Source organism: Kitasatospora sp. NPDC004240, from assembly GCF_053603215.1.
The window spans coordinates 26,492-51,044 of record NZ_JBSGFD010000007.1; the positions used below are offsets into that span (position 1 = coordinate 26,492).

Annotated in this window: 22 protein-coding genes and 1 pseudogene; 9 read left to right on the top strand and 14 right to left on the bottom strand. The window is 72.4% G+C overall.

Going from position 1 to position 24,553, the window contains the following annotated elements:
- Positions 1-97: 97 nt before the first annotated feature.
- From ACWEQL_RS03415 to ACWEQL_RS03430, 4 genes are all read left to right on the top strand, one after another.
- Positions 98-1,072, top strand: coding sequence for a quinone oxidoreductase family protein (locus tag ACWEQL_RS03415; RefSeq protein WP_452148462.1), 975 nt, complete (start codon positions 98-100; stop codon positions 1,070-1,072).
- A 110-nt stretch (positions 1,073-1,182) separates the two neighbouring features.
- The gene (locus tag ACWEQL_RS03420; RefSeq protein WP_452148463.1) at positions 1,183-2,097 is read left to right on the top strand and encodes a TauD/TfdA dioxygenase family protein; all 915 of its coding nucleotides are present in this window, start codon (positions 1,183-1,185) and stop codon (positions 2,095-2,097) included.
- Between the two features lie 31 nt (positions 2,098-2,128).
- Positions 2,129-3,475, top strand: a complete 1,347-nt coding sequence (locus ACWEQL_RS03425) for an MFS transporter (RefSeq protein ID WP_452148464.1) — start codon at positions 2,129-2,131, stop codon at positions 3,473-3,475.
- Positions 3,472-4,074 (top strand): RBBP9/YdeN family alpha/beta hydrolase, encoded by a 603-nt coding sequence (locus tag ACWEQL_RS03430; RefSeq protein ID WP_452148465.1) that lies wholly within the window; start codon positions 3,472-3,474, stop codon positions 4,072-4,074. Before ACWEQL_RS03425 ends, ACWEQL_RS03430 begins: the two co-directional genes overlap by 4 nt.
- Positions 4,075-4,207: 133 nt before the next feature.
- On the opposite strand, the gene ACWEQL_RS03435 is transcribed toward ACWEQL_RS03430, so the two are convergent.
- Positions 4,208-4,330, bottom strand: coding sequence for a hypothetical protein (locus tag ACWEQL_RS03435; protein WP_452148466.1), 123 nt, complete (start codon positions 4,328-4,330; stop codon positions 4,208-4,210).
- Positions 4,331-4,451: 121 nt separating this feature from the next.
- Between ACWEQL_RS03435 and ACWEQL_RS03440 the strand changes: the two genes are divergently transcribed.
- Positions 4,452-5,213 (top strand): SDR family NAD(P)-dependent oxidoreductase, encoded by a 762-nt coding sequence (locus tag ACWEQL_RS03440; protein WP_452148467.1) that lies wholly within the window; start codon positions 4,452-4,454, stop codon positions 5,211-5,213.
- A gap of 104 nt (positions 5,214-5,317) precedes the next feature.
- Here the strand turns inward: ACWEQL_RS03440 and ACWEQL_RS03445 are convergent, their stop codons facing one another.
- The gene (locus ACWEQL_RS03445; RefSeq protein WP_452148468.1) at positions 5,318-5,944 is read right to left on the bottom strand and encodes a DUF3105 domain-containing protein; all 627 of its coding nucleotides are present in this window, start codon (positions 5,942-5,944) and stop codon (positions 5,318-5,320) included.
- Positions 5,945-6,173: 229 nt separating this feature from the next.
- Positions 6,174-7,208: a saccharopine dehydrogenase family protein gene (locus tag ACWEQL_RS03450; protein ID WP_452148469.1), complete on the bottom strand. Its 1,035-nt coding sequence runs from the start codon at positions 7,206-7,208 to the stop codon at positions 6,174-6,176.
- 83 nt (positions 7,209-7,291) lie between these two features.
- Here ACWEQL_RS03450 and ACWEQL_RS03455 point away from each other — a divergent pair, with 83 nt between their 5' ends.
- Positions 7,292-7,915, top strand: coding sequence for a TetR/AcrR family transcriptional regulator (locus tag ACWEQL_RS03455; RefSeq protein ID WP_452148470.1), 624 nt, complete (start codon positions 7,292-7,294; stop codon positions 7,913-7,915).
- Positions 7,916-8,111: 196 nt separating this feature from the next.
- On the opposite strand, the gene ACWEQL_RS03460 is transcribed toward ACWEQL_RS03455, so the two are convergent.
- The 6 genes and pseudogenes from ACWEQL_RS03460 to kdpF form a co-directional block, all read right to left on the bottom strand.
- Positions 8,112-10,925, bottom strand: a complete 2,814-nt coding sequence (locus ACWEQL_RS03460; protein ID WP_452148471.1) for a heavy metal translocating P-type ATPase — start codon at positions 10,923-10,925, stop codon at positions 8,112-8,114.
- Positions 10,926-11,024: 99 nt separating this feature from the next.
- Positions 11,025-11,165, bottom strand: a pseudogene (locus tag ACWEQL_RS03465) (hypothetical protein); the annotation flags it as partial.
- 122 nt (positions 11,166-11,287) lie between these two features.
- Positions 11,288-11,920, bottom strand: coding sequence for a potassium-transporting ATPase subunit KdpC (gene kdpC / locus ACWEQL_RS03470; RefSeq protein WP_452148472.1), 633 nt, complete (start codon positions 11,918-11,920; stop codon positions 11,288-11,290).
- A 17-nt stretch (positions 11,921-11,937) separates the two neighbouring features.
- Positions 11,938-14,100: a potassium-transporting ATPase subunit KdpB gene (gene kdpB, locus ACWEQL_RS03475; RefSeq protein WP_452148473.1), complete on the bottom strand. Its 2,163-nt coding sequence runs from the start codon at positions 14,098-14,100 to the stop codon at positions 11,938-11,940.
- A complete protein-coding gene (gene kdpA / locus ACWEQL_RS03480) occupies positions 14,100-15,764 on the bottom strand; it encodes a potassium-transporting ATPase subunit KdpA (protein ID WP_452148474.1) in 1,665 nt (554 codons plus the stop codon). The genes kdpB and kdpA overlap by 1 nt, the downstream gene beginning before the upstream one ends.
- Before the next feature lies 1 nt (position 15,765).
- Positions 15,766-15,855, bottom strand: a complete 90-nt coding sequence (gene kdpF, locus ACWEQL_RS03485) for a K(+)-transporting ATPase subunit F (protein WP_452148475.1) — start codon at positions 15,853-15,855, stop codon at positions 15,766-15,768.
- A 499-nt stretch (positions 15,856-16,354) separates the two neighbouring features.
- On the opposite strand from kdpF, the gene ACWEQL_RS03490 reads away from it, so the two are divergent.
- Positions 16,355-17,440 (top strand): HIRAN domain-containing protein, encoded by a 1,086-nt coding sequence (locus ACWEQL_RS03490; protein WP_452148476.1) that lies wholly within the window; start codon positions 16,355-16,357, stop codon positions 17,438-17,440.
- A 157-nt stretch (positions 17,441-17,597) separates the two neighbouring features.
- On the opposite strand, the gene ACWEQL_RS03495 is transcribed toward ACWEQL_RS03490, so the two are convergent.
- Positions 17,598-18,731 carry an FAD-dependent oxidoreductase gene (locus ACWEQL_RS03495; protein ID WP_452148477.1) on the bottom strand — a complete coding sequence of 378 codons (1,134 nt, stop codon included), beginning with the start codon at positions 18,729-18,731 and terminating at the stop codon, positions 17,598-17,600.
- A 205-nt stretch (positions 18,732-18,936) separates the two neighbouring features.
- Here ACWEQL_RS03495 and ACWEQL_RS03500 point away from each other — a divergent pair, with 205 nt between their 5' ends.
- Positions 18,937-19,563 (top strand): TetR/AcrR family transcriptional regulator, encoded by a 627-nt coding sequence (locus ACWEQL_RS03500; RefSeq protein WP_452148478.1) that lies wholly within the window; start codon positions 18,937-18,939, stop codon positions 19,561-19,563.
- 438 nt (positions 19,564-20,001) lie between these two features.
- Complete coding sequence (locus tag ACWEQL_RS03505; RefSeq protein ID WP_452148479.1) at positions 20,002-21,216, top strand: hypothetical protein; 1,215 nt, start codon at positions 20,002-20,004, stop codon at positions 21,214-21,216.
- A gap of 155 nt (positions 21,217-21,371) precedes the next feature.
- Here the strand turns inward: ACWEQL_RS03505 and ACWEQL_RS03510 are convergent, their stop codons facing one another.
- The 4 genes from ACWEQL_RS03510 to ACWEQL_RS03525 all read right to left on the bottom strand — a co-directional run bounded on the left by ACWEQL_RS03510 (position 21,372) and on the right by ACWEQL_RS03525 (position 24,352).
- Positions 21,372-22,259 (bottom strand): class I SAM-dependent methyltransferase, encoded by an 888-nt coding sequence (locus ACWEQL_RS03510; protein WP_452148480.1) that lies wholly within the window; start codon positions 22,257-22,259, stop codon positions 21,372-21,374.
- Positions 22,253-23,017, bottom strand: a complete 765-nt coding sequence (locus ACWEQL_RS03515; protein ID WP_452148481.1) for an alpha/beta fold hydrolase — start codon at positions 23,015-23,017, stop codon at positions 22,253-22,255. Before ACWEQL_RS03515 ends, ACWEQL_RS03510 begins: the two co-directional genes overlap by 7 nt.
- On the bottom strand, positions 23,014-23,703 hold the full coding sequence (locus ACWEQL_RS03520; RefSeq protein WP_452148482.1) for a LysR substrate-binding domain-containing protein: 690 nt from the start codon (positions 23,701-23,703) through the stop codon (positions 23,014-23,016). The genes ACWEQL_RS03515 and ACWEQL_RS03520 overlap by 4 nt, the downstream gene beginning before the upstream one ends.
- Positions 23,704-23,800: 97 nt before the next feature.
- A complete protein-coding gene (locus ACWEQL_RS03525) occupies positions 23,801-24,352 on the bottom strand; it encodes an EF-hand domain-containing protein (RefSeq protein WP_452148483.1) in 552 nt (183 codons plus the stop codon).
- Positions 24,353-24,553: the final 201 nt, after the last annotated feature.

Consider the following 24,553-nt stretch of genomic DNA (forward strand, 5'->3'; position numbering starts at 1 on the left):
CTCGCAAGTACTGACCCCGCAAGTACTGCCCCCCCAAGTATCGACCCGCCCGCCCCCCTCAGGCACAGCACCCGAGACACAGCAACGGAGCACCCCCATGGCCCACGCCATCCGCTTCCACGAGACCGGCGGCCCCGACGTCCTGCGCTGGGAGGAGGTCGAGGTCGGGGCCCCGGGCCCGGGCGAGGTCCGGATCCGCCACGCGGCCGTCGGACTCAACTTCGCCGACACCTACTTCCGGACCGGGCTCTACCCCGCCCCGCTGCCCGCCGGACTCGGCGTGGAGGCGGCCGGTACGGTGGAGGCCGTCGGCCCCGGCGTCACCGGCTTCGCCGAGGGCGACCGCGTCACCTACACCGGCAGCCCGCTCGGCGCCTACAGCACCGAACGGGTCATGCCCACCGGCTCGTTGATCAAGCTGCCCGACGCGATCGACTTCGAGACGGCCGCCGCCATGACCATGCGCGGCCTCACCTCCGCCTACCTGCTGCGCCGGATCCACCCGTTCCGGCCCGGCGACACGGTGCTGCTGCACGCGGCGGCGGGCGGCGTCGGCCTGATCGTCTGCCAGTGGGCGAAACTCCTCGGCCTGACCGTGATCGGCACGGTCTCCAGCGCCGCGAAGGCCGAACTCGCCCGCGCCCACGGCTGCGACCACATCGTGTACTACCGCGAGGAGAACGTCGCCGAGCGGGTGCGGGAGCTGACCGGCGGGGCCGGCGTGCCGGTCGTCCTCGACAGCGTCGGGGCGAGCACCTTCGCCGGTTCGCTCGGCTCGCTGCGCCGGCGCGGCCTGCTGGTCTGCTTCGGCACCGCCTCCGGCCCCGTCCCGCCCATCGACGCCATGCAACTCGCGCTCCACGGTTCGGTGTTCGTGACCAGGCCGGCGCTGGCCGACTACATCGCCGACCCGGCGGAACGCGCCGATCTCGCGGGCGAGCTCTTCGGCCACGTCGCCGCCGGCCGTATCCGCATCGAGATCAACCAGCGCTACTCGCTCAAGGACGCCGCACAGGCGCACCGCGACCTGGAGGGCGGCAGGACCACCGGCTCCTCCGTCTTCGTCCTCTGACGATCCGCAGACGACCCCCGATCCGCAATTCACGACCCGCAGTCCCCGATCCACAGGAGCATCCCGCGCCCGGCGCGGACCCCCACACACAGCCTCCCCGGAGGAACCACATGACCCAGACCGCCCTCCCCGGTGCGGCCGCGCCCGCCCTGGTGCGACCGTCCGTCCGCCGCTCGATCAAGGTCGAGCCGCTGACCTGTACCATCGGCGCCGAGCTGTCCGGCGTGCACCTCGGCGACGCCTCCCGCGACGCCGACCTGTTCGCCGAGATCAGGGAACTCCTGCTCCGGTACAAGGTCCTCTTCCTGCGGGACCAGGACATCACCCGGGCCGAACACGTCGCCTTCGCAAGCCGGTTCGGCCCGCTGGAGGACCACCCGGTGGCCGGCAGCGACCCCGACCACCCCGGGCTGGTGCGCATCTACAAGGAGCTCGACAGCCCGCCCGAGCACTACGAGAACGCCCTGCACACCGACGGCACCTGGCGGGAGAACCCGGCCATGGGCGCGGTCCTGCGCTGCGTCGCGACGCCCCCGGTCGGCGGCGACACCCTCTGGGTCAACATGGCCGAGGCGTACCGCCGGCTGCCGGAGCACATCAAGACGCAGATCGAGGGCCTGCGGGCCCGGCACAGCATCGAGGCGACCTTCGGCGCGGTGATGCCGACCGAGGCCCGCCACCGGCTGAAGGCCCAGTACCCGGACGCCGAGCACCCGGTGGTGCGCACCCACCCCGAGACCGAGGAGAAGATCCTCTTCGTCAACGGCTTCACCACGCACTTCGTCAACTACCACACCCCGGAGAACGTCCGCTTCGGCCTGGACTTCGCCCCGGGCGCCGCCGACCTGCTGACCTACCTGATCAGCCAGGCGGCGATCCCCGAGTACCAGGTGCGCTGGCGCTGGCAGCCGAACAGCGTCGCCATCTGGGACAACCGCTCCACCCAGCACTACGCCGTGCAGGACTACTGGCCCGCCGTCCGCCGGATGGAGCGCGCCGGGATCGTCGGAGACAGACCCTTCTGAGCCCGTCCCAGCAACAGGTGAGGTGGTAACAATGGCGTTTCACACCGATGCGGAGCCCGCGGCGGCTCCGACCTCCCCGGCCCCGGCGCCGGCCGTGTCCCGGGGCTATGCCTGGGCGGTCTTCGCGCTGAGTTTCGGACTGCTCCTCTCGGACTACATGTCGCGGCAGGTACTGAACGCGGTCTTCCCGCTGCTGAAGGCCGAATGGCTCCTGACGGACGCCCAGTTGGGATCGCTCAGCGGCGTCGTCGCGCTGGCGGTCGGCGTCCTGGCCTTCCCGATGTCCCTCCTGGCGGACCGCTGGGGCCGGGTGCGGAGCCTGGTGGTCGCCGCGGCCACCTGGAGCGTGGCGACCCTCGGCTGCGCGGTGGCGGCCGGGTACGGCCAGATGTTCGCCGGCCGCCTCCTCGTCGGCATCGGCGAGGCCGCGTACGGCAGCGTCGGCATCGCCGTGGTCCTCAGCGTCTTCCCGATCGGCATGCGGGCCACCCTCTCGGGCGCCTTCATCGCCGGCGGCGCGTTCGGCTCGGTCCTCGGGGTCGCGATCGGCGGCTTCGTCGGCCAACACCTGGGCTGGCGCTGGGCGTTCGGCGTCATGGGGATCTTCGGGCTGGTCCTGGCCGTGGTCTTCGCGCTCGTGGTCACCGAGAAGCGGCTCCACCCCGGGCAGCAGCGCCCGGGGCGGAGGGAACGGGCGGCGGCGGCACCGCTCGGCGCCCTGCTGCCCCGGCTGTTCTCCTCGGTCTCGGTGGTCAGCGCGTACGCCGGCAGCGGGCTCCAGCTGTTCATCCCCGGAGCGCTGATCGCCTGGCTGCCCAGCTACTTCGACCGCTACTACGCGATGCCCGCCGCCGAGGCCGGCGGCACGGCGGGGGTCTTCGCCCTGCTCATCGGCATCGGCATGATCGGCGGCGGCATGGCGTCCGACCGGATCAGCCGGTCGGACCCGGCCCGCAAGTGGCTCGTCGCGGTCGCCTGCAGCCTGGGCTCGCTGGTCCTCCTGCTGGCCGCGTTCCGGCTGCCGACGGGGGCGCCCCAGCTCCTCCTGCTCGGCGCCGGCGCCCTGCTCTCCGGTGCGACGGCCGGCCCGGCGGCCGCCATGGTCGCCAACCTGACCCCGGACGCCATCCCGGCGACCGCCTTCGGCACGCTCACCCTGGCCAACAGCCTGCTCGGCCTGGCCCCCGGGGCCGCGATCACCGGCATGATCGCCGACAGCACCGGTCTGCTCGGCGCCCTGCGGCTCGTCCCGCTGATCGCGCTGGCGGCATCGGCCTGCTTCCTGATCGGCCGCAGCCGCTACCCCGCGGATCTGCGCCGACTGAGCGGCCTCCCCGGTGCCGTCGTGGCGCCCCGCGAAGCGGAGACGGCCGCATGAGAGCCACCCGCCTCCCCCCGGTCGTGATCGTCCCCGGACTGCGCCGCCACGTCCCCGACCACTGGCAGACGATCCTCGCCGAGCGGCTCACCGCCGCCGGCCGGGACGTCCGCACCGTACCGCCGCCGGCCGACGACAACGGTCGGTCCGACCAGGCCGACCAGCTCGACCGTGCCGCCCGGGTCGCCGCCCTGGAGGAGACGGTGTCCCGGACGGCGGGCCCGCCGATCCTGGTCGCCCACAGCGCCGGGGTGATGACCACCGTCCACTGGGCCCTGCGGACCCGCCACCCGGTCCACGGCGCCCTGCTGGCCACACCGCCGGACTTCGACACCCCGCTGCCGGAGGGCTACCCCACCCCGGAGGAGCTCCGGCGGAAGGGCTGGGCCCCGACACCACGGACCGCCCTGCCGTTCCCCAGCATCGTCGCGATGAGCGAGGACGACCCGCTCGCCCACCCGACCAGGGTGTCCGAGATGGCCGCCACCTGGGGCAGCCGGCTGATCGGGATCGGCCCGGTCGGCCACCTCAACCCCGGCTCCGGCTACGGCCCCTGGCCACAGGCGGAGGAACTGATCCGCGAACTCGAATTCGACTGACGACACCGACCGCCCCGGGGCGTGTCCGCCGATTCCCGCCCGACGCGAGGGAATCGGCGGACACGCCCCCTGTGGTTGTTCCGCTCGTGCCGCCTGCCTGTCCCCTTTCTCCGGCCTTGCCCTTGGTCGCCCGTCAGCCGGCGGCCGCGTCGCCCGGTTCCTCCAGGAGGGCCAGCAGGCTGCGGCGGGCGGTGTCGACGTGTTCGGCGGCGAGCCGGCCGCGCCGGAGCACCTTCCCCAGGGAGTCGTCGTCCATGTCCGAATGTTGACATTGATCATGACAAGGATCAAGGTGGGACCATGACCCGTCCCGCCTTTCATCTCGCCGTCCCCGCCTACGACTTGACCCTGCCCGACCGGCCCTGGCCGTTCGCCCGATGAGGGGCGTCCTGGTCACCGGGGCCTCCCGGGGCATCGGCCGCGCCGTGGCGCACGCCTTCGCCGCCCGGGGCGACCGCGTCGCCGTGCACTACGCGTCGAGCCGGCCGCAGGCCGAGGAGACCCTGAACGCGCTGCCCGGCGAGGGGCACGTCCTGGTCGACGGCGACCTGGGCGACCCGGCCGCGGCGCAGCGGATCGCCGAGACCGCGGACGCCCTGCTCAGCGGGGTGGACGTCCTGGTCAACAACGCCGCCGTGGCCACCTCGGAGGCGAACGCCCACCCGGTGGCCGAGGTGTCGTACGACGACTGGCAACAGGTCTGGCGCCGGATGGTCGACGTCAACCTGCTCGGCGCCGCGAACCTCAGCTACTGCGTCGCCCGCCTCCTCATCGCCCGCGGCGCACCCGGCCGGATCGTGCACATCGGCTCGCGCGGAGCCTTCCGCGGCGAGCCGGACCACCCCGCGTACGGCGCGAGCAAGGCCGCCCTGCACGCCCTCGGCCAGTCCCTGGCCGTCGCCCTGGCCCCGCACGGCATCTCGGTGACCTCGGTCGCCCCGGGCTTCACCGCCACCGACCGGGTCGCCGACCGCCTCACCGGCCCGTCCGGGCAGGCCCTGCGCGCCCAGAGCCCCTTCGGCCGGGTCGGCACCCCCGAGGAGGTCGCCGCAGCCGTGCTCTACCTGGCCTCCCCCGAGGCCACCTGGGCCTCCGGCACGATCCTCGACCTCAACGGAGCCTCCCACCTCCGCCTGTGACCCGTCCCCGGCCGGCCGAGCAGGCGGGGAGCCGTTCATGGCCCGGCGTTCGGTCCTGGGAGCCTTGCCTCGGTCCTGGGAGCCTTGCCTCGGTCCGGGGAGCCCTACGGAGCCAGCCCACCCGTGCACGCGGCGCCGGGCTCCGGGGTCTGCGGTCCTTGAACGTAGCGGGCGAGGAAGTCGTCGACGCGGGGGTCGTCGGCCTTCTCCACGACCAGCTGGGTGCTCCAGGCGGTGAGGGTGATCGGCCCCTGCTCGCCCGGGTAGGGGCTCATGAAGGTGTAGGGCTTGCCCTGGACCTTGCCGGCGAGAGCCTCGACGTCGGCCGGTGACGCCTTCTCGTTGTAGGTGATCCAGACGGCGCCGTGCTCCAGGGAGTGCACGGCGTTCTCGTCGGGAACGGGCTCGGTGTAGACATCGCCGTTGCAGTTGAGCCAGACCGGGTCGTGGTCACCGCCCACCGGCGGTGTCTGCGGGTAGGACACGGGGGTCTCTACGTGGGTCCGGCTCTGCGTACCGAAGGTCTGGACCCCGGCGATCGGGGCCTGGGTGTCGCCGGCGCCGTCGGAGGCGGAGGTGATCGCCCAGATGCCGCCGGCCAGCACACCGGCGAGGATGAGGCCTGCGGCCACGGAGTAGACGATCTTCCGTCGACGCTTGCGGTGCTCCTCGTGACGCAGCGCTTCGATCCTCGCGCGCTGGGCATCGGACCGTTTCCCGGGACCAGCCATCGCCGGCACCTCTCCTCGCCGCGCGGACGTACGGCGTACATCTCCAGTGTCCCCGCCGCGTCCGGGAACCGCCCGGCGGATGCGGGCCGGCCGGCTTTCGGCACGGTCGTCGCGGCCGACGACCGGCCGGCCCGCAGGCGTATCGGAGGCACCCGTGAAAGGCGGCGACGACGGCACCGCCCGCCCTTGAGGTGCCGCAGCGCCCGCACGCCGTACGGGATCGGGCCGGTCAGCCCGCGTCGGCCGCCCGGACGGCGACGCCATGGGCGCCCAACCGCTCGGGGAGGTCGGCGAACACCGCCAGCTGCTCGATGTGGTGGACCCCGGGGGGCAGGCCCGCGGAGAGCAGCTCGCGCGCGACGCACGCGGCCACCAGGCCGGTGACGAGGCTCTGCGCCCGACCGGTGAGGGCGAAGGCGGCGCGCCCGTCCACGCCGTGGGCGTCGACCCGCAGCGCGAAGCCGTCACCCCCGAGGTGCACCCGGCCGAAGGCTCCGGTCAGCGCACGCCGCAGCGCCGGGCGGCGGCCCGCGCGCAGCAGCCCGGTCCGGCGCAGCGCGAAGAGCGCGGCGGTCAGCGGCCGGGAGTCCAGGCAGAGCCGGGTGGTCGCGTTCGGGACGCCGAGCGTGCGGCGCAGCGTGTGCTGGTCGGAGAACGGGAACGCGTGGGCCGTCCGCGGGCCGTACCCCGGCAGGTCGGTCCGCAGGGAGCGGGCCGGCACCGGCTCGCCCAGCCCGTCCACGGTCCAGCGGACCGCGTCCGTGCCGTGGCGTTCCCCGGAGCCGAGGAGGACGGTGATGTCGAGCCGTTCGGCGCCGCCCACGGCCTCGTGGGCGCGGCGGGCGAGCAGGTTGGTCAGCCCGGGGGCAAGGCCGACGCTCAGCGCGGCCGTGGCGCCCGCATCGCGTGCGAGGTCGTCCAGGTCCTCGACGGCCTCCAGCAGTCGGCGGGTGGCGCCGACGTCCACGAGGTGGATCCCCCGGGCGAGGCAGAGGCGCGCGATCGTGGCGTCGGCGGGTTCGACGCAGAGCACCACCACGGCCACATCGCCGAGTTCGTCCAGCACCGCCCGGAAGCCTTCGGGGTCGCCCACGTCCACCCGCACCCCGCGGTGCCGGCGCGCCCGGGCCTCGTCGCGCCCGCCGGGCACCGCGCACCCCGGCGACCAGTGCGACAGCTCACGGGTCACCGTCGCGCCCACCGCTCCGTACCCGCCGACGACCAGGATCCGCGCGTCCCGGCCGGGTGATTTCACTGTAGTCATACTCCAGTGAGTACACTGTAGTGTCACTACAGTCAAAGTCCCCTCACGAAACGCCGCCGGGACCGGACCAGGAAGGCACGCCGATGGCCGCCACCACCCGCGCCGAGAAGACCCGTCGCACCCGGACCCGCATGCTGGAGGCCGCCACGCGCCTGTTCTCGGAACGGGGGTGGACGGGGACGACCGTCGACGACATCGCCCGCCTCGCCGAAGTCGGCGTCCAGACCGTGTACTTCACGTTCGGCAACAAACGCGCCGTGCTGAAGGAGGTCCTGGACACCGCGATCGCCGGCGACACCGACGCCGTCGCCACACTCGACCGCGACTGGGCCCGCGAAGTCCTCGACGAGCCCGACCCGGCCGCCCAGCTGGCCCTCCAGGCGTCCGGCGCCCGCCGCATCCTGGAACGCGCGGCCCCCGTCCTGGAGGTCCTGCGCGCCGCGGCCACCTCCGATCCCGAGCTCGCCGAGCTCTGGCGGACCAACCTGCACCAGCGGCACACCGTCCAACTGCGCTTCGCCCAGGCACTGGTGGCCAAGACCGGCGGCCGCCTCCGCGACGGCCACGACGCCGGGTCCGCCGCCGACGTGACCCTGACCGTGCTCGGCCCGGAGACGTACACCCTGCTGGTCGGCGGCCGCGGCTGGGCACCCGAGCGCTGGGAGCGCTGGGCCGCCGACGCGCTCGTACGGCAGCTCCTGCCCTGAACGACTCCACGCCCGGCCGGCGCGGTCCGTTGCCGACACCGCGAATCGGTGCCCCCCGCCTTCCAACGGCCCACGGTGCTCACGGTCCGCCCACGCACCCCGTCCGGCTCGGTCCGGTCAACGATCCCGGCGCAGCTCGCCCGGTAGGTGTTCCAACCCCGTCCGACGGATCCACTTCGGACCCACGAATGCACGCTCAGTGTCCCTCGGTAGGGCGGTGGGCGGAGTGTCGTCCGCCGTACCGCCCGGGGTCTGCGTCGTACGCCGCCGCGCAGCCGGCCGAGCAGAAGTACCGGCGGGTGCCGTCCGGGGCCTCGCGGGTCTCGGCGGCGCTCGCGGGGCTGACGGCCATCCCGCAGACCGGGTCCGTCACGGTTTCACCGGCGGGCCGTTCCGCGGACACGGGGTGGGCCTGCTCGTCGGGGACCTCCACCAGTGGCTCGACCGCCGCCGGGGGACCTGCGGCGAGGGGCTGGAGGTGCCAGCGGCGCAGCCGGTTGGAGTTGGTGACCACGGAGAGGGAGGAGAGGGCCATGGCACCGGCGGCGATGATCGGGGAGAGGCGGATGCCCCACAGCGGGTAGAGGACCCCGGCGGCGACGGGGATGCCGATGGCGTTGTAGACGAGGGCGAAGAACAGGTTCTGCCGGATGTTGCGCATGGTGGCGCGGGAGAGCCTGACGGCGGTGACCACGCCGGCCAGGGAGCCGGAGATCAGGGTGACGTCGGCGGCCTCGATCGCCACGTCGGTGCCCGTGCCGATGGCAAGGCCGACGTCGGCGGCGGCGAGCGCGGGGGCGTCGTTGATGCCGTCGCCGACCATGCCGACCGACCGGCCCTCCGCCTGGAGGCGGCGGACCTCGTCGGCCTTGTGCTCGGGCAGGACCTCGGCCACCACGCGGCCGATTCCGACCTCCCGGGCGATGGCGGCGGCGGTGCGGCGGTTGTCGCCGGTCAGCATCACCACGTCGACCCCCAGGTTCCGGAGTGCCGTGACGGCCTGCGCGGAGTCGGGTTTGACGGTGTCCGCGACGGCGATGACCCCGGCCGCCCGTCCGTCGATCGCCGCGAGGACGGGCGTCCGGCCGAGGGCCGACAGCTCGGCGGCGATCTCCTCCAGGTCGGCGGTGTCGATGCCGACGTCGGCGAGCAGGCGCCTGCTGCCGACCAGGACGGCACGTCCCTCGACGGTGGCCTGGACGCCTTTGCCGGTGACCGAGTCGAACCCCGCGGCCTCCGGTACGACCAGCCCGCGGTCCCGCGCGCCCGCCACGATCGCCGCGGCCAACGGGTGCTCGCTCGGGGCCTCCGCACCGGCGGCCAGGCGCAGCAACTCGGCCTCCGGGGAGTCCCCGACGGGGTGGAGGTCGGTGAGGACGGGAGTGCCGGCCGTGATCGTGCCCGTCTTGTCCAGGACCACGGTGGTCAGCCTGTGCGCGGTCTCCAGCGCCTCGGCGGAGCGGATCAGGATGCCCGCCTGCGCGCCCTTCCCGGTACTGACCATGATCGACAGTGGCGTGGCCAGGCCCAGCGCGCACGGGCAGGCGATGATCAGCACCGCCACCGCCGACACCAGCGCCAGGGTGAACGCCGGGGGTGGACCCACGGTGAACCAGATCGCGAACGTGGCGATCGCGATGGCGATCACCGCCGGCACGAAGTAGGCGGAGACCGCGTCCGCGAGGCGCTGGATCGGGGCCTTGGACGCCTGGGCCTGCCGGACCAGACGGATGATCTGCGCGAGCATCGTGTCCGCGCCGACCTTGCTCGCCCGTACCCGCAGGGCCCCCGTCCCGTTGACGGTCGCGCCGATCACCGTGTCGCCGGCCTGTTTGGTGACCGGCATCGGCTCGCCGGTGACCATGGACTCGTCCACCGCGGACGAGCCGGAGAGCACCTCGGCGTCCACCGGGACCTTCTCCCCGGGCCGGACGGCCACCTCGTCGCCGACCGTCACCTCGTCGACGGGGATCTCCACCTCGGTGCCGTCCCGGATCACCCGGGCGGTGCGCGGCCGGAGCCCGAGCAGGGCCCGGATCGCCTCCCCGGTGCCGGCCTTCGCCCGGGCCTCCAGCAGCCGGCCGAGCACGATCAGGGTGAGGATCACGCCGACCGCCTCGAAGTACACCTCCCGCACCTCCGAGGGCAGTGCCCCGGGGGCGAGGGTCACCAGCAGGCTGTACCCGTACGCGGCGCTGGTGCCCAGTGTGATCAGGGAGTTCATGTCGGCGCCGCGGTGCGCGAGGGTCAGCCAGCCGATCCGGTGAATCGGCCAGCCGGTGTAGAACATCACCGGGGTGATCAGCGCGAGCTGGACCCAGTGGTCGAGCATCCACCCGGGCACCCAGTCGGCACCGAACAGCTCGTGCGCCATCACCGCGAACAGCACCGGCGCGGTCAGCACCGCGCCGGTGACCACGCGCCGGGTCAGGTCCGCGATCTCGGCCTGTCGCTCGGCCGCTTCGGCGTCCTCCCCCGCCGTCGAGTCCTCGATCCGGTCCTCGATCCGACCGGGGACCTCCACGGGCCCGACCGGCGCCGTCCCGTCTCCGTCCCCCGGGGCTTCGGCCGTCCCGCCGGGGCCCTCCCCGCCGGGCGCCTCCCCGCCGGGGCCCTCAGCATCGGGCGCCTCGCCGTCGGGTTCGACGAGGAGGGTCCCGTGGATCATGTTCATACCGCAGGCGAACCCGAACGAGCCCACCTCGGCCGGGACGAACGCGACGGTGGTGCGCCGGTAGGCGGGCAGGGCCGCGCTCACCCGTAGGTCCGGGAACACCACACGGGACGTGCATTCGCCGCTCTCCTGCCGGTCGAAGACCAACTCGGTCGGCACGCCCCGGCGCAGCCGGATCACATCCGGTGTGTAGCCGCCCCGCACCGTGACGTCCACCCGCTGCACGTGGCCCTCCAGCCGGGCGCTCAGGGCACGGCGCGGACCGAAGAAGTACCGGCCCAGGAGGGCGATCAGAACGACGGCGACCACGCCCACGACCGCGTCGGCGACACTCATGGCGGCCCACCTCCATGTTTCCTCCGGTCCTTCCATCCTCCGCCCGCGCGCCCGCGGGGTGCCTCATGGACGGTGAACGGTGACCGATGGACCCATACCCACCGCGTCCGCGCCGCGTTCCTGTCTGCGGTGGGCCTCGTCCAGCATCCGGTAGGTCTTGCCGACACCGGGGGCGGAGCCGAGGTACACCCTCAGCCGGCCGCGGCGGTGCACGGTGCCGGGGGTGAGGTCGCGGGCCATGGGCGCTGCTCTTTCGTCCGAGGGGCCGGTCGGGGGTACACGCATACGGGCGGACCGGCCCGGGCGCGGGGGTGTTCTCCCGTGCCCGGGCCGGTCCGGTTACCCGGTCGTACGGCGCGAGGTCACTTCTGCTCGCCGAGTGCCGTGTTGAGCAGGACCACGTTGACGCCCTCCTGCCCGAGGAAGCCGAGCGAGGGGCCCTCGGTGTACTCCTCGATGAGCTTGTTCACCGCGTCGACCGGCAGGTTGCGCTCCCTGGCGACCCGGTTGGCCTGCTCCTTGGCGTACGCGACGGAGATGTGCGGGTCGAGGGAGGAGCCGGAGGCGGTGACCGCGTCCACGGGGACGCTCGCCGGGTCGACGCCGTCGAAGGCGGCGACCGCGGCCCGGCGTTCCTCGATCGTCCTGGCCAGGTCCTCGCTGTTGGGGCCGAGGTTGGAGGCACCGGAGGCCTTGGGGTCGTAGCCGTTGGCGGAGGGGCGCGGCTGGAACCACTGCGGGTCCGGCTGCGCCGTCTCGTCCGGGTCCTCCGGGTTCTGCTTCGGCAGGTCGTAGTTCTGGCCCAGCAGGGCGGAGCCGATCTCCTTGCCGTCGGCCGTCCTCACGATCGAGCCGTTGGCCTTGTCCGTGAAGACCGTCTGGCCGATGCCGGTGATCAGCAACGGGTAGGCGAGGCCGAGGAGCACCGTCATCACCAGCAGCATCCGCAACGCGGTGAGGTGGGTACGCACGGTGGTGGGCAGGGGCTTGGACATGATGCGTTTCTCCTCTCTCAGCTCAGGCCGGGGATGAACTGGACGACGAGGTCGATCAGCTTGATCCCGATGAAGGGGACGACCAGGCCGCCGAACCCGTAGATCCCGATGTTGCGGCGCAGCAGGGAGCTGGCGTCGGAGGGGCGGTACTTGACGCCGCGCAGGGCGAGCGGGATGAGGCCGACGATGACCAGGGCGTTGAAGACGATCGCCGAGGTGATCGCGGACCGGGGGCTGTGCAGGCCCATGATGTTGAGCTTGTCGAGGCCCGGGTAGACGGCGGCGAACATCGCGGGGATGATCGCGAAGTACTTGGCGACGTCGTTGGCGATGGAGAAGGTGGTCAGCGCGCCGCGGGTGATCAGGAGCTGCTTGCCGATCTCGACGATCTCGATCAGCTTGGTCGGGTTGGAGTCGAGGTCGACCATGTTGCCGGCCTCCTTGGCCGCCATGGTCCCGGTGTTCATGGCGACACCGACGTCGGCCTGGGCGAGGGCGGGGGCGTCGTTGGTGCCGTCACCCGTCATCGCGACCAGCTTGCCGCCTGCCTGCTCCTTCTTGATCAGGGCCATCTTGTCCTCGGGGGTGGCCTCGGCGAGGAAGTCGTCCACGCCGGCCTCCTCCGCGATCGCCTTGGCGGTCAGCGGGTTATCGCCGGTGATCATGACGGTGCGGATACCCATCCGGCGCAGCTCGTCGAACCGCTCGCGCATGCCCTCCTTGACCACGTCCTTGAGGTGGATGACCCCCAGAACGCGAGCCGGCCTGTCCCCGGTCTTCGTCGCGACGACCAGCGGTGTGCCGCCCACGGCGGAGATCCCGTCGACCAGTGAGGACACCTCGTCGGTGACCTTGCCGCCGTTCTCGGTGACCCAGTCGGACACGGCGACGGCCGCGCCCTTGCGGACCTGGTGGACGCCGCCCACCCGTCGCCCGCCGCCACCCTTGTCCGAGTCGCTGCGCTCCGCACCCTCTGATTCGTCCAGATCCACGCCCGACATCCGGGTCTGGGCAGTGAACGGCACCCAGGTCGCGTGGGTCAACTCGCCCTGGGCGCGGGCCCGCAGGCCGTACTCCGTCTTCGCCAGGACGACGATCGAACGGCCCTCGGGGGTCTCGTCCGCGAGTGAGGAGAGCTGTGCGGCGTCGGCGAGCTCCTCGACGGTGACGCCCCTGGCCGGCTGGAACTCGGCCGCCTGACGGTTGCCGAGGGTGACGGTGCCGGTCTTGTCGAGCAGCAGGGTGTTGACGTCGCCCGCGGCCTCGACGGCGCGGCCGGACATCGCCAGGACGTTGCGCTGCACCAGGCGGTCCATGCCGGCGATGCCGATCGCGGAGAGCAGCGCGCCGATGGTGGTCGGGATGAGCGCCACGATCAGGGCGACCAGCACGATCATCGGCTGCGGGGCGCCCGCGTAGGTGGCCATCGGCTGCAGGGTGACCACGGCGATCAGGAAGGCGATGGTCAGCGAGGCCAGCAGGATGTTGAGGGCGATCTCGTTCGGGGTCCTCTGCCGGGCGGCGCCCTCGACCAGGGCGATCATCCGGTCGATGAAGGTCTTGCCCGGCTCGGAGGAGATCCTCACCACGATCCGGTCGGAGAGCACCTTGGTGCCGCCGGTCACCGCGCTGCGGTCGCCGCCGGACTCGCGGATCACCGGCGCGGACTCACCGGTGATCGCGGACTCGTCCACGGAGGCGACGCCCTCGACGACGTCACCGTCGCCGGGGATGATCTGCCCGGCCTCCACGACGACGTGGTCACCGAGCCCGAGGGCGGTGCCGGGCACCTCCTCCTCGGCCCGTGAGGCGGGCCAGCCGGTGAGCCGGCGGGCCATGGTGTCGGTCCTGGCCTTGCGCAGGGTGTCGGCCTGCGCCTTGCCGCGGCCCTCGGCGACGGCCTCGGCCAGGTTGGCGAAGACCGTGGTCAGCCAGAGCCAGAGGGTGATCGACCAGGCGAACACCGACGGGTTCGCGAGCGCGGAGACGGTGGTGACCGCCGAGCCGACCTCGACCACGAACATCACCGGGTTCTTGACCATCACCCGGGGGTCGAGCTTCTTCACCGCGTCCGGCAGGGACGTCACGATCAGCTTCGGGTCGAGGAGCCCACTGGGGACGACTCTGTGGGGAGCCGGAGCCTCGGTCGTGTCGACCGGTACAGGGGTAAGGGTGGACATCAGGAGGAGAGACCTTCCGCGATCGGCCCGAGTGCCAGGGCCGGGAAGTAGGTGAGGCCGACGACGATCAGGACGACGCCCGAGAGCAGGCCCACGAACAGCGGCTTGTGGGTGGGCAGGGTGCCCGGGGTGACCGGCACCGGCTGCTGCCGGGCGAGCGAGCCCGCCAGCGCCAGCACGAACACCATCGGCAGGAACCGGCCGAACGCCATCGCCAGACCCAGCGCCGTGTCGTACCAGTCGGTGTTCACCGTGATGCCCGCGAACGCCGAGCCGTTGTTGTTGGCCGCCGAGGTGAACGCGTACAGCACCTCGGAGAAGCCGTGCGCACCGGAGTTGAGCATCCCGGCCCGCTCACCGGGCAGCGCCGTCGCCACACCCGTGCCGACCAGCACGATCGTCGGCGTGGTCAGGATGTACAGGGAGGCGAACTTCATCTCCCGCCCGCCCAGCTTCTTGCCCAGGTACTCCGGGGTGCGCCCGACCATCAGACCGGCCACGAAGACCGCCACGATCGCCAGCACCAGCATCCCGTACAGGCCCGAGCCCACCCCGCCGGGCGCGATCTCGCCCAGCATCATGTTGAACATCGTCAACCCGCCGCCGAAGGCGGAGTACGAATCGTGGAAGGAGTTCACCGCACCGGTCGAGGTCAGCGTCGTCGACGCCGCGAACAGGCCGGACGCCGCGATGCCGAACCGCTGCTCCTTGCCCTCCATCGCCCCGCCGGCCGCGCTCATCGCCGTGCCGGAGTGCCGCGCCTCGAAGAAGGTGATCAGCACCACCGAGGCCACCCAGAACAGGCCCATCACCGCGACGATCGCGAAGCCCTGCCGGTCGTCCCCGACCATCCGGCCGAAGGTCCGCGGCAGCGCGAACGGGATCAGCAGGATCAGGAAGATCTCCAGAACGTTGCTCAGCCCGCTCGGGTTCTCGAACGGGTGCGCCGAGTTGGCGTTGTAGAAGCCGCCGCCGTTGGTGCCCAGCAGTTTGATGACCTCCTGCGAGGCCACCGGCCCACCCGGTACGGCCTGCGGGTCGCCGGCCAGGGTCGCCACCTCGTGGAAGCCGTGGAAGTTCTGCACCACGCCGGTGGCGACCAGGGCGAGGGCGAAGACGACCGAGATCGGCAGCAGCAGTCGCAGGGATATCCGGGTGAGGTCCACCCAGAAGTTGCCGAGGCGGTCCGTACGGTTGCGGGTGAAGCCGCGGATCAGCGCCGCCACGACCGCGATGCCGACCGCCGCCGAGACGAAGTTCTGCACCGCCAGCCCGGCCATCTGCACCAGATGGCCCATCGCCGACTCACCGCTGTAGGACTGCCAGTTGGTGTTGGTGACGAACGAGATCGCGGTGTTCCACGCCTGGTGGCCGGGCATCCGCTCGACGCCCAGGCCCAGCAGCAGGTGCTGCTGGAGGCGGATCAGACCGTAGAGGAAGAGAACCGAGACCGCCGAGAACGCCAGCACCGAGCGCAGGTAGGCAGGCCAGCGCTGATCGGCGTCGCCGTCCACACCGATCACCCGGTACAGGCCGCGCTCGGCTCTCAGGTGCTTCGAGGTGGTGAGGATGCGGGCGATGTGGTCGCCCAGGGGGCGGTAGCACAGCACCAGCGCTCCGACGAGCGCGAGGAACTGCGACCAGCCCGCAGCAGTGGAGCTCATGTCAGAACTTCTCCGGGTGGATCAGCGCCAGAACGAGGTAGCCGACGAGCGCGACGGCGACGATGAGACCTGCGGCGTTCTCCGCGCTCACAGCTTCTCCACCCCCCGCGCTATCAGGGCGATGACGCCGAACACGGCGACCGTGACGGCGACGTGGATGAGATCGGACATGGGCTCCACCAGAGCGGTCATGGGGATGCCGCGGCCTGCCCCGAAGAGGCGGTCACGGCGCCGGAGGAAGGCCGGCGGAAGCAGCCAACCAGCCGGTCGGGGGCGCGCAGCGGTTCTCTGATGCCGTCCATACGGGTGCGCCCGGAACCTTGACGCGGCCTTGATGTCGGCGCCATCCGGCCGGGACCCCGGATTGTCCGAAACGTGTCGGGCCCCGGACAGCAGAGGCAGTCCGGGGCCCGACACGCTCGCTCCGCCACCCGCTCGGAGCGGATGAACACCGCGTCCCGGGTCCAGCGGCCCGGCCACACCACTCCCCCTTCCTGGTGGCGATCACGGTGCCGGCGGTGTGGAGTGGACATATGGACGGGCACGGGATCAGAGTGGAGTTCGACGGATCCTGGCTGCATGTCCGGCCGATGAATGCCATCGAGCGTGGCAGGCTCGGCACCGACCACCTGGTCGTACCGGCGACCCAGATCACGTTGCCGACTCTCAAGCCTCCCGGGCTGATGTCCCACGGCCATCTCGACGTGCCCACCCGGGACGGGCAGCGCTACCGGCTCTACTTCACCCGCAGGCACCGATCCGAGTTCGAAACACTCCACAAGGTGCTGCTCGGCATCGTCACACCGACACTCCCGACACCCCCGTCCGACGCGGTCGCGGCGGACAGCCCGGCATCCCCGGTGATCCCGACCGACCGACCGCCGAGGAAGCCGGCGGGGGCAGCCTGGCACCTCCACGGGGCCGGGTACTTCCGCCAGCAGGTGGTGGGTGAGTCCTACCACGACGTCGAGCTCAGCCGACTCGCCGGCCCGGAACCCGCAGGTGAGAAGCTGCTGGTCGCCGAGCTGCACCGTGAGCCTCGAAACCCGCATGACCGGGATGCCATCCAGGTGATCATCGACGAGGGCCTCGTCGGCTACCTCCCCCGGGAGCACGCTCCGGCCTACCAGCCCGAGCTGAAGGCCGTCGAGAGCTGGGGCTACATCGCGCAATGCCCCGCACGACTCTGGTGGCGCAGGGAGCAGCAGGACTTCACGGCGCGCGTCTCCCTCGACATGGCCGAGCCCGGCAGGCTCGTGCCCATCGTCCAGGCTCCGGCGGACCAGCTGGTCCTGCCGCCCGGCCGGTGGTTCCAGGTGGGCAAGGAAGCCGAGCACATGGACGTCCTCGTCCCGCTGCTGGACAGGGCGTACTTCCCGGGAAGGGCGTTCGCCCATGCGCAGCTGAACCTGGTCGACCGCCCCGGCCCCCGGTCGGTGATATCCATCGTGGTCGTGCTCATCGACGGCGGCGTGGTCGGGGAGCTGAGTCGGCAGACCTCGGCGAGGCTGAAGCCGCTGCTGGAACGGCTGCGCGACAAGCGGGTGCCGTGCTACGCCGAGGCGGAGCTGACCGGCAATACGCTCGCGGCGGAGGTCCGGGTGTCACTGACGATGCCCGAGGAACTGCTGCCGGAGTTCGTGAGGCGGGTCGACGCCGTCGTCGAGGATCGGTGAGTCGGGGCTCCCGAACGGCGGTGGAACCACCGAGCGGCACACGGCGGCGCCCTTCGAGCCTCACTGACCCCCGCGCCCTGACGCGCGTTCGTCCTCGTGGGCACGCTGCACACCCTGGGCAAGTGCCGACCGCTTCGGCCGGCGACGCCGAGGACGGTCAGCGGTGGTCCGCGGTGGCGAAGTCGGGCAGCTCGGTGGACAGCAGGTCGTCGGCGGCGCCGTCGAGGAGCCGGGCCGTCTCCGTGGAGCGTGGAAGCATGCCGTTCTCGTAGGCGCGGACGGCCTCGTCGACGGTGTCGTGGTGGGCGAGGGCGAGGGCGAGTTCGCAGGCGTCCAGCATGGCGAGGTTGACGCCGACGCCGAGCGGGGGCATGAGGTGGGCGGCGTCGCCGAGCAGGGTCACCGTGGGGTTGTGCTCCCAGGTGTGCGGGACGGGAAGGGCGAAGATCGGGCGGTCGACGTACGGGCCGTCGTTGTCGGTGATCAGCCGGCGCAGGCGGGGTGACCAGTCCCGGTACCGCTCCAGCAGGAGGGCGCGGATGCCGTCGGTGTCCTGGGGGGTGAGGCCCTCGGCGTTGATCCAGTCGGCCGGGACGCGCTGGATGAGGTAGACGCGGATGTGGTCCCCGCTGTTGCGCTGGGCGAACAGGCCGCGCTCGCCGTCGGCCGCGGCGGCACTGCCCTGGCCGACGAGCTCGGCGATGTCGGGGTGCCGGGTCGCGGCGTCGTGGAACCAGGCCTCCAGGAAGCTCACGCCGCTGTACCGGGGGGTGGCCGGGGAGACGGCACGGCGGACCTTGGACCAGGCGCCGTCGGCGCCGACGACGAGGTCGGCCTCGACGGTGCCGCCGTCGGCGAAGTGCAGGTGCCGGGGGCCTTCGGCGGGGCCGCTGATGCCCTGCAGGGTGTGGCCCCAGCGCACGGTGCCGGGCCGGAGCGAGTCGAGCAACAGGTCGCGCAGCCGGCCGCGGTCGATCTCCGGCTTGAACCGCTCGCCCTGCTCGGGGACGTGGTGGAAGAGGAGCGCGCCGGCCGGGTCCAGCTGGCGCATCTCCTGCCCTTCGGGGCGGGCCAGTCGGAAGAACTCCTCCAGGAGGCCGGCTTCGCGCAGGGCGATCTGGCCGTTGTCGGCGTGCAGGTCGAGGGTGCCGCCCTGGTCACGCGCGTCAGGACCGGCATCGCGCTCGTAGACGGCGACTGCGATGCCGTGCCGCTGGAGGATGCGGGCGCACGTCAGGCCGCCGGGGCCGGCACCGATGATGGCGATGCGGGGTGCGGGAGGGGTGGTCATGGAGTGCTCCGTTCGTTCCGTGCGGAAGTGCCGTGACGTGACTGTCGTGCCCGGCGGATGGGTGGGTCGGCGGGATGGCCGGGCCTCGCCGGGAAGAGCGGCCCGGGCAGTGCCTCGCAGCCGCCGCCCCAGAAAAACACACCGACTCAATAAGTGCAACAACTCAACTTTTGAAGTCGGTCAACCGGAGAGATAGGGTGTCGGTATGCCCAGCACGACGACCGACACCGCGACAGGCTCCGCCCCCGCTCCGATGGGGCGCCGCGAGCGCAAGAAGGCCGCCACCCGCCAGGCCATCGCCGACGCCGCACTGCGCCTGTTCCTGGAGCGCGGATACGACGAGGTCGGCATCCGCGAGATCGCGGACGCCGCCGACGTGTCCACCACCACGCTGTTCAAGCACTTCCCGGTCAAGGAAGCCCTCGTCTTCGACGAGGAGGACGACCGGGAGGCCCGCCTGATCGCCGCTGTCCGCGAACGGCCCGAGGGCCGGTCCATCCCCTCCGCACTGCGCGAACACGCCCTGACCACCCGCCTGGCCTCCGCCGGCAGTGACCCCCGCTTCACCGCCTTCACCGACCTGGTGGCCGGCACCCCCGCGCTACGCGCCTACGCCCAGAACATGTGGCTGCGCCACACCGCCGCACTCGCCCGGGCCATCGCCGAGGAGAGCGGCCTCGCCGAAGACGACCCCGTCTGCACCGCCCTGGCCCACTTCGCCCTCGAAGCCCCTCGCGTGGCCCACGCCCACGACACTCCCCGGCAGGCCATCACCCGGGCCTTCGATCTCCTGGAACACGGCTGGAGCGCACTCACCCGGAGCAATGGGTGAGCAGGCGCATCGCAGCGCACGGCTCGTGATCCGGACGGCCCCCAGCCGGCCCGAGGCGTGGCATGGCACGGCACGGCACGGCACGGCGTGGCGTGGCGTGGGGAGCGGTGGCCGGAAGCCGCTGTGGCACCCTCCCGTGCGGGGACGGAGGAGGACGCCCACCGCTCGTCGGCCGCGCCCTTCGCCATGGGACCGGAGGTGCTGCTGGAACGCCGCCACCCGAAGGCCGGGCCGCCCACGGAGCGGGACGGAGGTACCGGACGGCGGGTCACGTCGACCGGGTTCAACGGGTACGAATCCAGTCGTTTCCACGTTCGGGCTTCCAACTGGCGGACAGATTCCGATAATTGATCCGAAGCGCGGATTCCCTGCCGGCCTGGAACAGACGACGTGCCCCTGTATGTACGTCCATGTCACCGACCAGACAGAGGTGTCCGGATGACCCGCTCCCGTATGTCCCGACGTGCCACCCTCGCCGCCGCGGCGGCGACTGCCCTGCTCCTCATGGGTTCGGCGCCCGTGGCGGTGGCCGCACCCGCCGAACGGCAACCGGCCGCACGGCTGCTCCCGATCCCGTCGGGAGGGATCCACAGCTTCGTCAAGGGCCTGAACAGCAGCGGCACGATCATCGGCGAGTACTACCTGGACGGTTCCACCGGGCCGCTCGCGATCCGGTGGAACGCCGGCCGTCCCGGCTACACCCGCCTGGCGCCGCTGCCCGGTGAGCAGTTCAGCCGCACGACCTCGCTCAGCGACAGCGGATGGGTGGTCGGCCTGTCCTACGGCACCCTGCCCCCCACCCACCCCGTCCGCTGGACCCCGGGCGGCACCCCGAAGCGGCTGGCACTGCCCGGCGGTTCGATCAGCGGCAACGCGTCGGCGGTCAACGACGCCGGGGCCGCCGTCGGCGACGCGCAGAAGCAGGACGGCGGCTCCCTTCCCGTGCGCTGGCAGGCCGATGGCGACAGGACCGACCTGCCCGTCCCGCCCGGCGACGACAGCGGCACCGCGACGTCGATCAACCATGCGGGTACGGCGGTCGGATGGACCGAGAAGCGCGACGGCACCGGTGGCCCCGCGCACCCCGTGCGCTGGAACGCGGCGGGTGCCGTGAGCGTACTGCCCCTCCCCGCGGGGTTCGTCGGCGCCCGGACGAGCCGGATCACCGACAGCGGCGTGGTCCTCGGTCACGGCCGGCTCGCCGGGAGTACGGAGTACGACCGCGTCCTGGTGTGGGCGGCCGACGGCACCGTCCGCGATCTCGGGCGCGGGCGCGGGTACGACGTCAACCTGGCGGGCACCGCCGTCGGGGCCTCGTTGACGGACGACCCGAACGGCGACCCGGCCCGCTGGAGCGCGAACGGCACGCGGACGGTGCTCGCCAATCCGGCGGAGCCGGCCGGCGAGGTCCTGGCGATCAACAACCGGGGGACGGCTGTCGGGTACGCATGGCCGCCGGTCGGTAACCCCGCCCTGGACAAGGCCCTGCTGTGGAAGCCCGACGGTACGGTCGTCCAGCTGCCGCCGTCGTCCTTCGGCCCCTACGCCGCGGCGTTCGCGATCAACGACGCCGGAGTGATCGCCGGCTTCTCGGTCGGCACCGACGCCGCCGGCACCGCGACGACCTGGCGTGCGACCGTCTGGAAGAGCTGACACCCGCCGCCCCTCCGAAGGCGGTTCCGGCCAGGGCACTCCCGCGAGGGGAGACGGGTGAGGAACGCCCCACGGGGCCCCGGCGCCGCGCGTCGTGCGCGAGGCGCGGCGCCGGGATTCCCCGGGCCGGAAGCCGTCCGGCGGTGAGGACGGGATCAGGCCGTACCGACGGCCAGCACGTTGCCCTCGCTGACGTACCCGTCCGGATGGTTGAACGGGCTCAGGGGATGGGCCGGGTCGCGCAGGGCGGCCCAGTCCGCGGCGGGCAGGCCGAGCCTCACCGCCTGGTCCGCGAGTTCGGCGAAGGCGGGGGCGTAGTACGCGCGGACCTCGGCGGTGAAGGGCGCGAAGTGCTCGATGGGTACGGTCCGCTGCCGTACCGCGCCGATCCCGGCCTCCCGCATCCACACGTACAGGTCGCGGTTGCGCAGCACCTGCCGCAGGTATCCGGGCGCGACGGCGGCTGCCCGGAACAGGTCCGGGAAGAGGAACGGGTCCCCCGGCCGGGCGGCGAAGGCGTGGGCGTCGACGTCCTTGACGGCGATGATCCCGCCGGGGCGGGTGACCCGCCGGAACTCGGAGAGCGCGGCGCGCAGTTCGTCGTCGGTGAGGACCTGGACGGCATTCGAGCACCAGACCACGTCGAAGGTGTCGTCCGCGTACGGCAGACCGGTGACGTCCCCCTGGCGGACGTCGACCCGGCAGCCGAGGTCCGCCGACCGCACCCGGGCCGCGGCGCGGGCCGCGTGCTCCGGGGCCAGGTCGACGGCCGAGACGCGCCCGTGCGGGCCGGTGAGTTCGGCGAGCCACGGCAGGAAGTCGCCGCCGCAACACCCTGCGTCCAGGACGTGCGTGCCCGGTTGGATGCCGGCCTGGTCCAGCAGAGCGCGGTAGGGCTCCCGGCAGGCGACGAAGTGCGCGTCGACGATCGACCGATGGGTGAAGGGCTGCCCGGTGGAGGCGGTGAACGCCCAGGCGGCGGGGGCTGGGGCGGGGGCTGAGGCTGGGGTGCGGGTGGAGGGCTGGGGGTCTTGGGTCAGCATGCGGTTCCTCGGAGAAGGCCGTGCAGGGACTCGGTGACGGGCTCGGGGGTTTCCAGCGACGGCAGGTGCCCGGCGTCGGGGATGACGACGAGGTGCCCGTGCGGGAGGGCGTCCGCGACGGCGTGCATCTCGTCCGGGTGGACGAGGTCGTCCTCCGCTCCGGCGATCACCACGGCGGGGACGCGGGCTTCGCGTAGCACGGCCAGCGAGCAGGGCCGGTCCGCGATCGCGCGTAGTGCCCAGGCGAGCGAGGCGGGGTCGGAGGCCGTCGCCGTCCTCCTGACCCGGGCGGCGACCGCGGGCCTGGTGGTTCGGGTGGTCCTCCCCGTCAGCGCGGGAACGAGGCGTGCCAGGAGTTCCGCGCGGCCACGGCCGTCGACGCAGTACGCGGCCGTCCGCTCGCGGTGGGCGCGGTGCACGGGAGAGTCGGCGGTGGCACGGCTCGCGAGGAGGCCGAGGGCCCGGACACGGTCCGGATGGCGCCGCAGGACGGCCATGGCCACGTAGCCGCCCATGGACGAGCCGATGACGGCGGCGCGATCGAGGCCCTCCCCGTCCAGCAGCCGGACCACGTCGTCGGCGAGCAGGTCGATGCCGGGCTCGCCGTCACCGAGCGGCGTGCGGCCGAAGCCGCGCTGGTCGGGGGCGAGCACTCGGTGGCCCAGCCGGGTCAGCGCCCGGCGCTGGGGCTCCCACATCGACGAGTCCTGGGTGAGCGCGTGCAGCAGGACCACCGGCGGCCGGCCCGCACCCGTCACCGTGTGGCCGCGTCAGCGGGAGCCGCGGGGGTGCCGGGGTCGTTGGCCGCCTCCGCCGCCCGCACCAGCCGCACGACATTGTCGGGAAGGGGGCGTGAGGTGCACCAGGCGAGGGCCACGGGGGCGGGCGGCAGATCGTGGACGGGCACGGCGGTGACACCCGGCGGCAGCACGTCGGCCAGCGACATCAGCGAGAGGTGGACCGCTTCACCCGTCGCGACCACGGCGACCATGTGGGCCACGTCGACGAGCGGGTGGGTGCGCCGCAGGACGCGACCGGCGGGCGTGGTGCGCGGCACGGCCTCGTCCCAGACGGCGGGCGGCATCACACCGGGACAGTCGAAGACACCGTGGTCGGCGACGTCCTCGACGGAGACGGACTCCCTGCCGGCCAGCGGGTGATTCACGGCCACGAGGACGGCACGGGGGTCACGGCCGACGGGGCGACTGCGCTGCACGTCGGGTTCGGCCCGGCCGAGCCCGAACTTGACCACCATCACGTCGAGCCGGCCGGCCCTGAGGTCCTGGAAAGGGTCGGCCACCTCGTGCTCCACCAGGCGGACCAGGTGTGCGGGGAACCCCGCCCGTCGCAGTACGGTGCGCGGCAGGACCGGGGAGCCGTGGTACCCGAGCCGGATGGTGCCGGCGGGGCGGGGGGCCGTGGCGACGGCGGTGTGCTGCAGCACTGCGTGTCCTTGCTCGGTACGGATGGGAACGGACGGGAACGGATGGGAGAACCGCAAGGAGGGAGCGCGACGGACGGCCGCGCCCCCTCCGCGGGGATCAGTTCGCGAGGTGACCGAAGAAGAGGCTTCCGGCCGCCTCGAGGTCCGGGGAGTAGAAGAACTCCCGCACCGCACGGATGAACTCCTGGCGGCTGATGCTGCCGTCGCCGTCCGTGTCCAGCTGGGCGAAGGTGTCCATGGCTCCGGGGTCGGTGATGCCCCAGACGTCCAGGAACTGCTTGAACTCGGCCTTGCTGATGGTGTTGTCGCCGTCGGTGTCCATGACGTCGAAGATGGCGTGCGGAACGCCCTCGACCATGTTGAAGCGGCTGGTGTCCACGCTCGCCGCACGGCTGGCGAAGTGGTACTGCTCCTTGGAGAGACGGTTGACGCCGTCCGCGTGACGCAGCAGCTCGGCCCACTGCATCTGGTACGAGATCAGCAGCGCCTGCGCCCTGCGGTCACCCTTGTCGATCTTGTAGCCGACGAGGTAGCGGTCGACGAGCCGCTGGTAGTCGCTCCAGTCGACGTAACCGTCGCCGTCGGTGTCGGTGGCGCTGAACAGCCGGTCCAGCTTGACGCTGATCGGGTCAATCGTGGCAGTAGCCATGTCACTCCTGTCCAGAGTTGTTTACCTCGGATGCCCGCCAGGGGATCGGTTCGGGCACGGTGAACCGTATATCCGGGCATTCACGGCAGGGTCGACCCGACTCGGACGAGCATCCTTTTCACCCCAACGAGTGAATAGGCGCAGTTTGCAGAATCGTTACTCCATCCTCACCCCAGGAAAGCGCGCCCCGCAGACACGGGA

Bases quoted from the DNA above. Each gene is read 5' to 3' on its own strand.
- kdpC (WP_452148472.1), bottom strand. From the start codon at position 11,920: ATGTCCAAGCCCCTGCCCACCACCGTGCGTACCCACCTCACCGCGTTG.
- ACWEQL_RS03415 (WP_452148462.1), top strand. From the start codon at position 98: ATGGCCCACGCCATCCGCTTCCACGAGACCGGCGGCCCCGACGTCCTG.
- ACWEQL_RS03495 (WP_452148477.1), bottom strand. From the start codon at position 18,731: ATGACCACCCCTCCCGCACCCCGCATCGCCATCATCGGTGCCGGCCCC.
- ACWEQL_RS03490 (WP_452148476.1), top strand. From the start codon at position 16,355: ATGAATGCCATCGAGCGTGGCAGGCTCGGCACCGACCACCTGGTCGTA.
- ACWEQL_RS03455 (WP_452148470.1), top strand. From the start codon at position 7,292: ATGGCCGCCACCACCCGCGCCGAGAAGACCCGTCGCACCCGGACCCGC.
- ACWEQL_RS03425 (WP_452148464.1), top strand. From the start codon at position 2,129: ATGGCGTTTCACACCGATGCGGAGCCCGCGGCGGCTCCGACCTCCCCG.
- kdpA (WP_452148474.1), bottom strand. From the start codon at position 15,764: ATGAGCTCCACTGCTGCGGGCTGGTCGCAGTTCCTCGCGCTCGTCGGA.
- ACWEQL_RS03500 (WP_452148478.1), top strand. From the start codon at position 18,937: ATGCCCAGCACGACGACCGACACCGCGACAGGCTCCGCCCCCGCTCCG.
- ACWEQL_RS03525 (WP_452148483.1), bottom strand. From the start codon at position 24,352: ATGGCTACTGCCACGATTGACCCGATCAGCGTCAAGCTGGACCGGCTG.
- ACWEQL_RS03450 (WP_452148469.1), bottom strand. From the start codon at position 7,208: ATGACTACAGTGAAATCACCCGGCCGGGACGCGCGGATCCTGGTCGTC.
- ACWEQL_RS03430 (WP_452148465.1), top strand. From the start codon at position 3,472: ATGAGAGCCACCCGCCTCCCCCCGGTCGTGATCGTCCCCGGACTGCGC.
- ACWEQL_RS03435 (WP_452148466.1), bottom strand. From the start codon at position 4,330: ATGGACGACGACTCCCTGGGGAAGGTGCTCCGGCGCGGCCGGCTCGCC.
- ACWEQL_RS03505 (WP_452148479.1), top strand. From the start codon at position 20,002: ATGACCCGCTCCCGTATGTCCCGACGTGCCACCCTCGCCGCCGCGGCG.
- ACWEQL_RS03440 (WP_452148467.1), top strand. From the start codon at position 4,452: ATGAGGGGCGTCCTGGTCACCGGGGCCTCCCGGGGCATCGGCCGCGCC.
- ACWEQL_RS03445 (WP_452148468.1), bottom strand. From the start codon at position 5,944: ATGGCTGGTCCCGGGAAACGGTCCGATGCCCAGCGCGCGAGGATCGAA.
- ACWEQL_RS03420 (WP_452148463.1), top strand. From the start codon at position 1,183: ATGACCCAGACCGCCCTCCCCGGTGCGGCCGCGCCCGCCCTGGTGCGA.
- ACWEQL_RS03510 (WP_452148480.1), bottom strand. From the start codon at position 22,259: ATGCTGACCCAAGACCCCCAGCCCTCCACCCGCACCCCAGCCTCAGCC.
- ACWEQL_RS03460 (WP_452148471.1), bottom strand. From the start codon at position 10,925: ATGAGTGTCGCCGACGCGGTCGTGGGCGTGGTCGCCGTCGTTCTGATC.
- kdpB (WP_452148473.1), bottom strand. From the start codon at position 14,100: ATGTCCACCCTTACCCCTGTACCGGTCGACACGACCGAGGCTCCGGCT.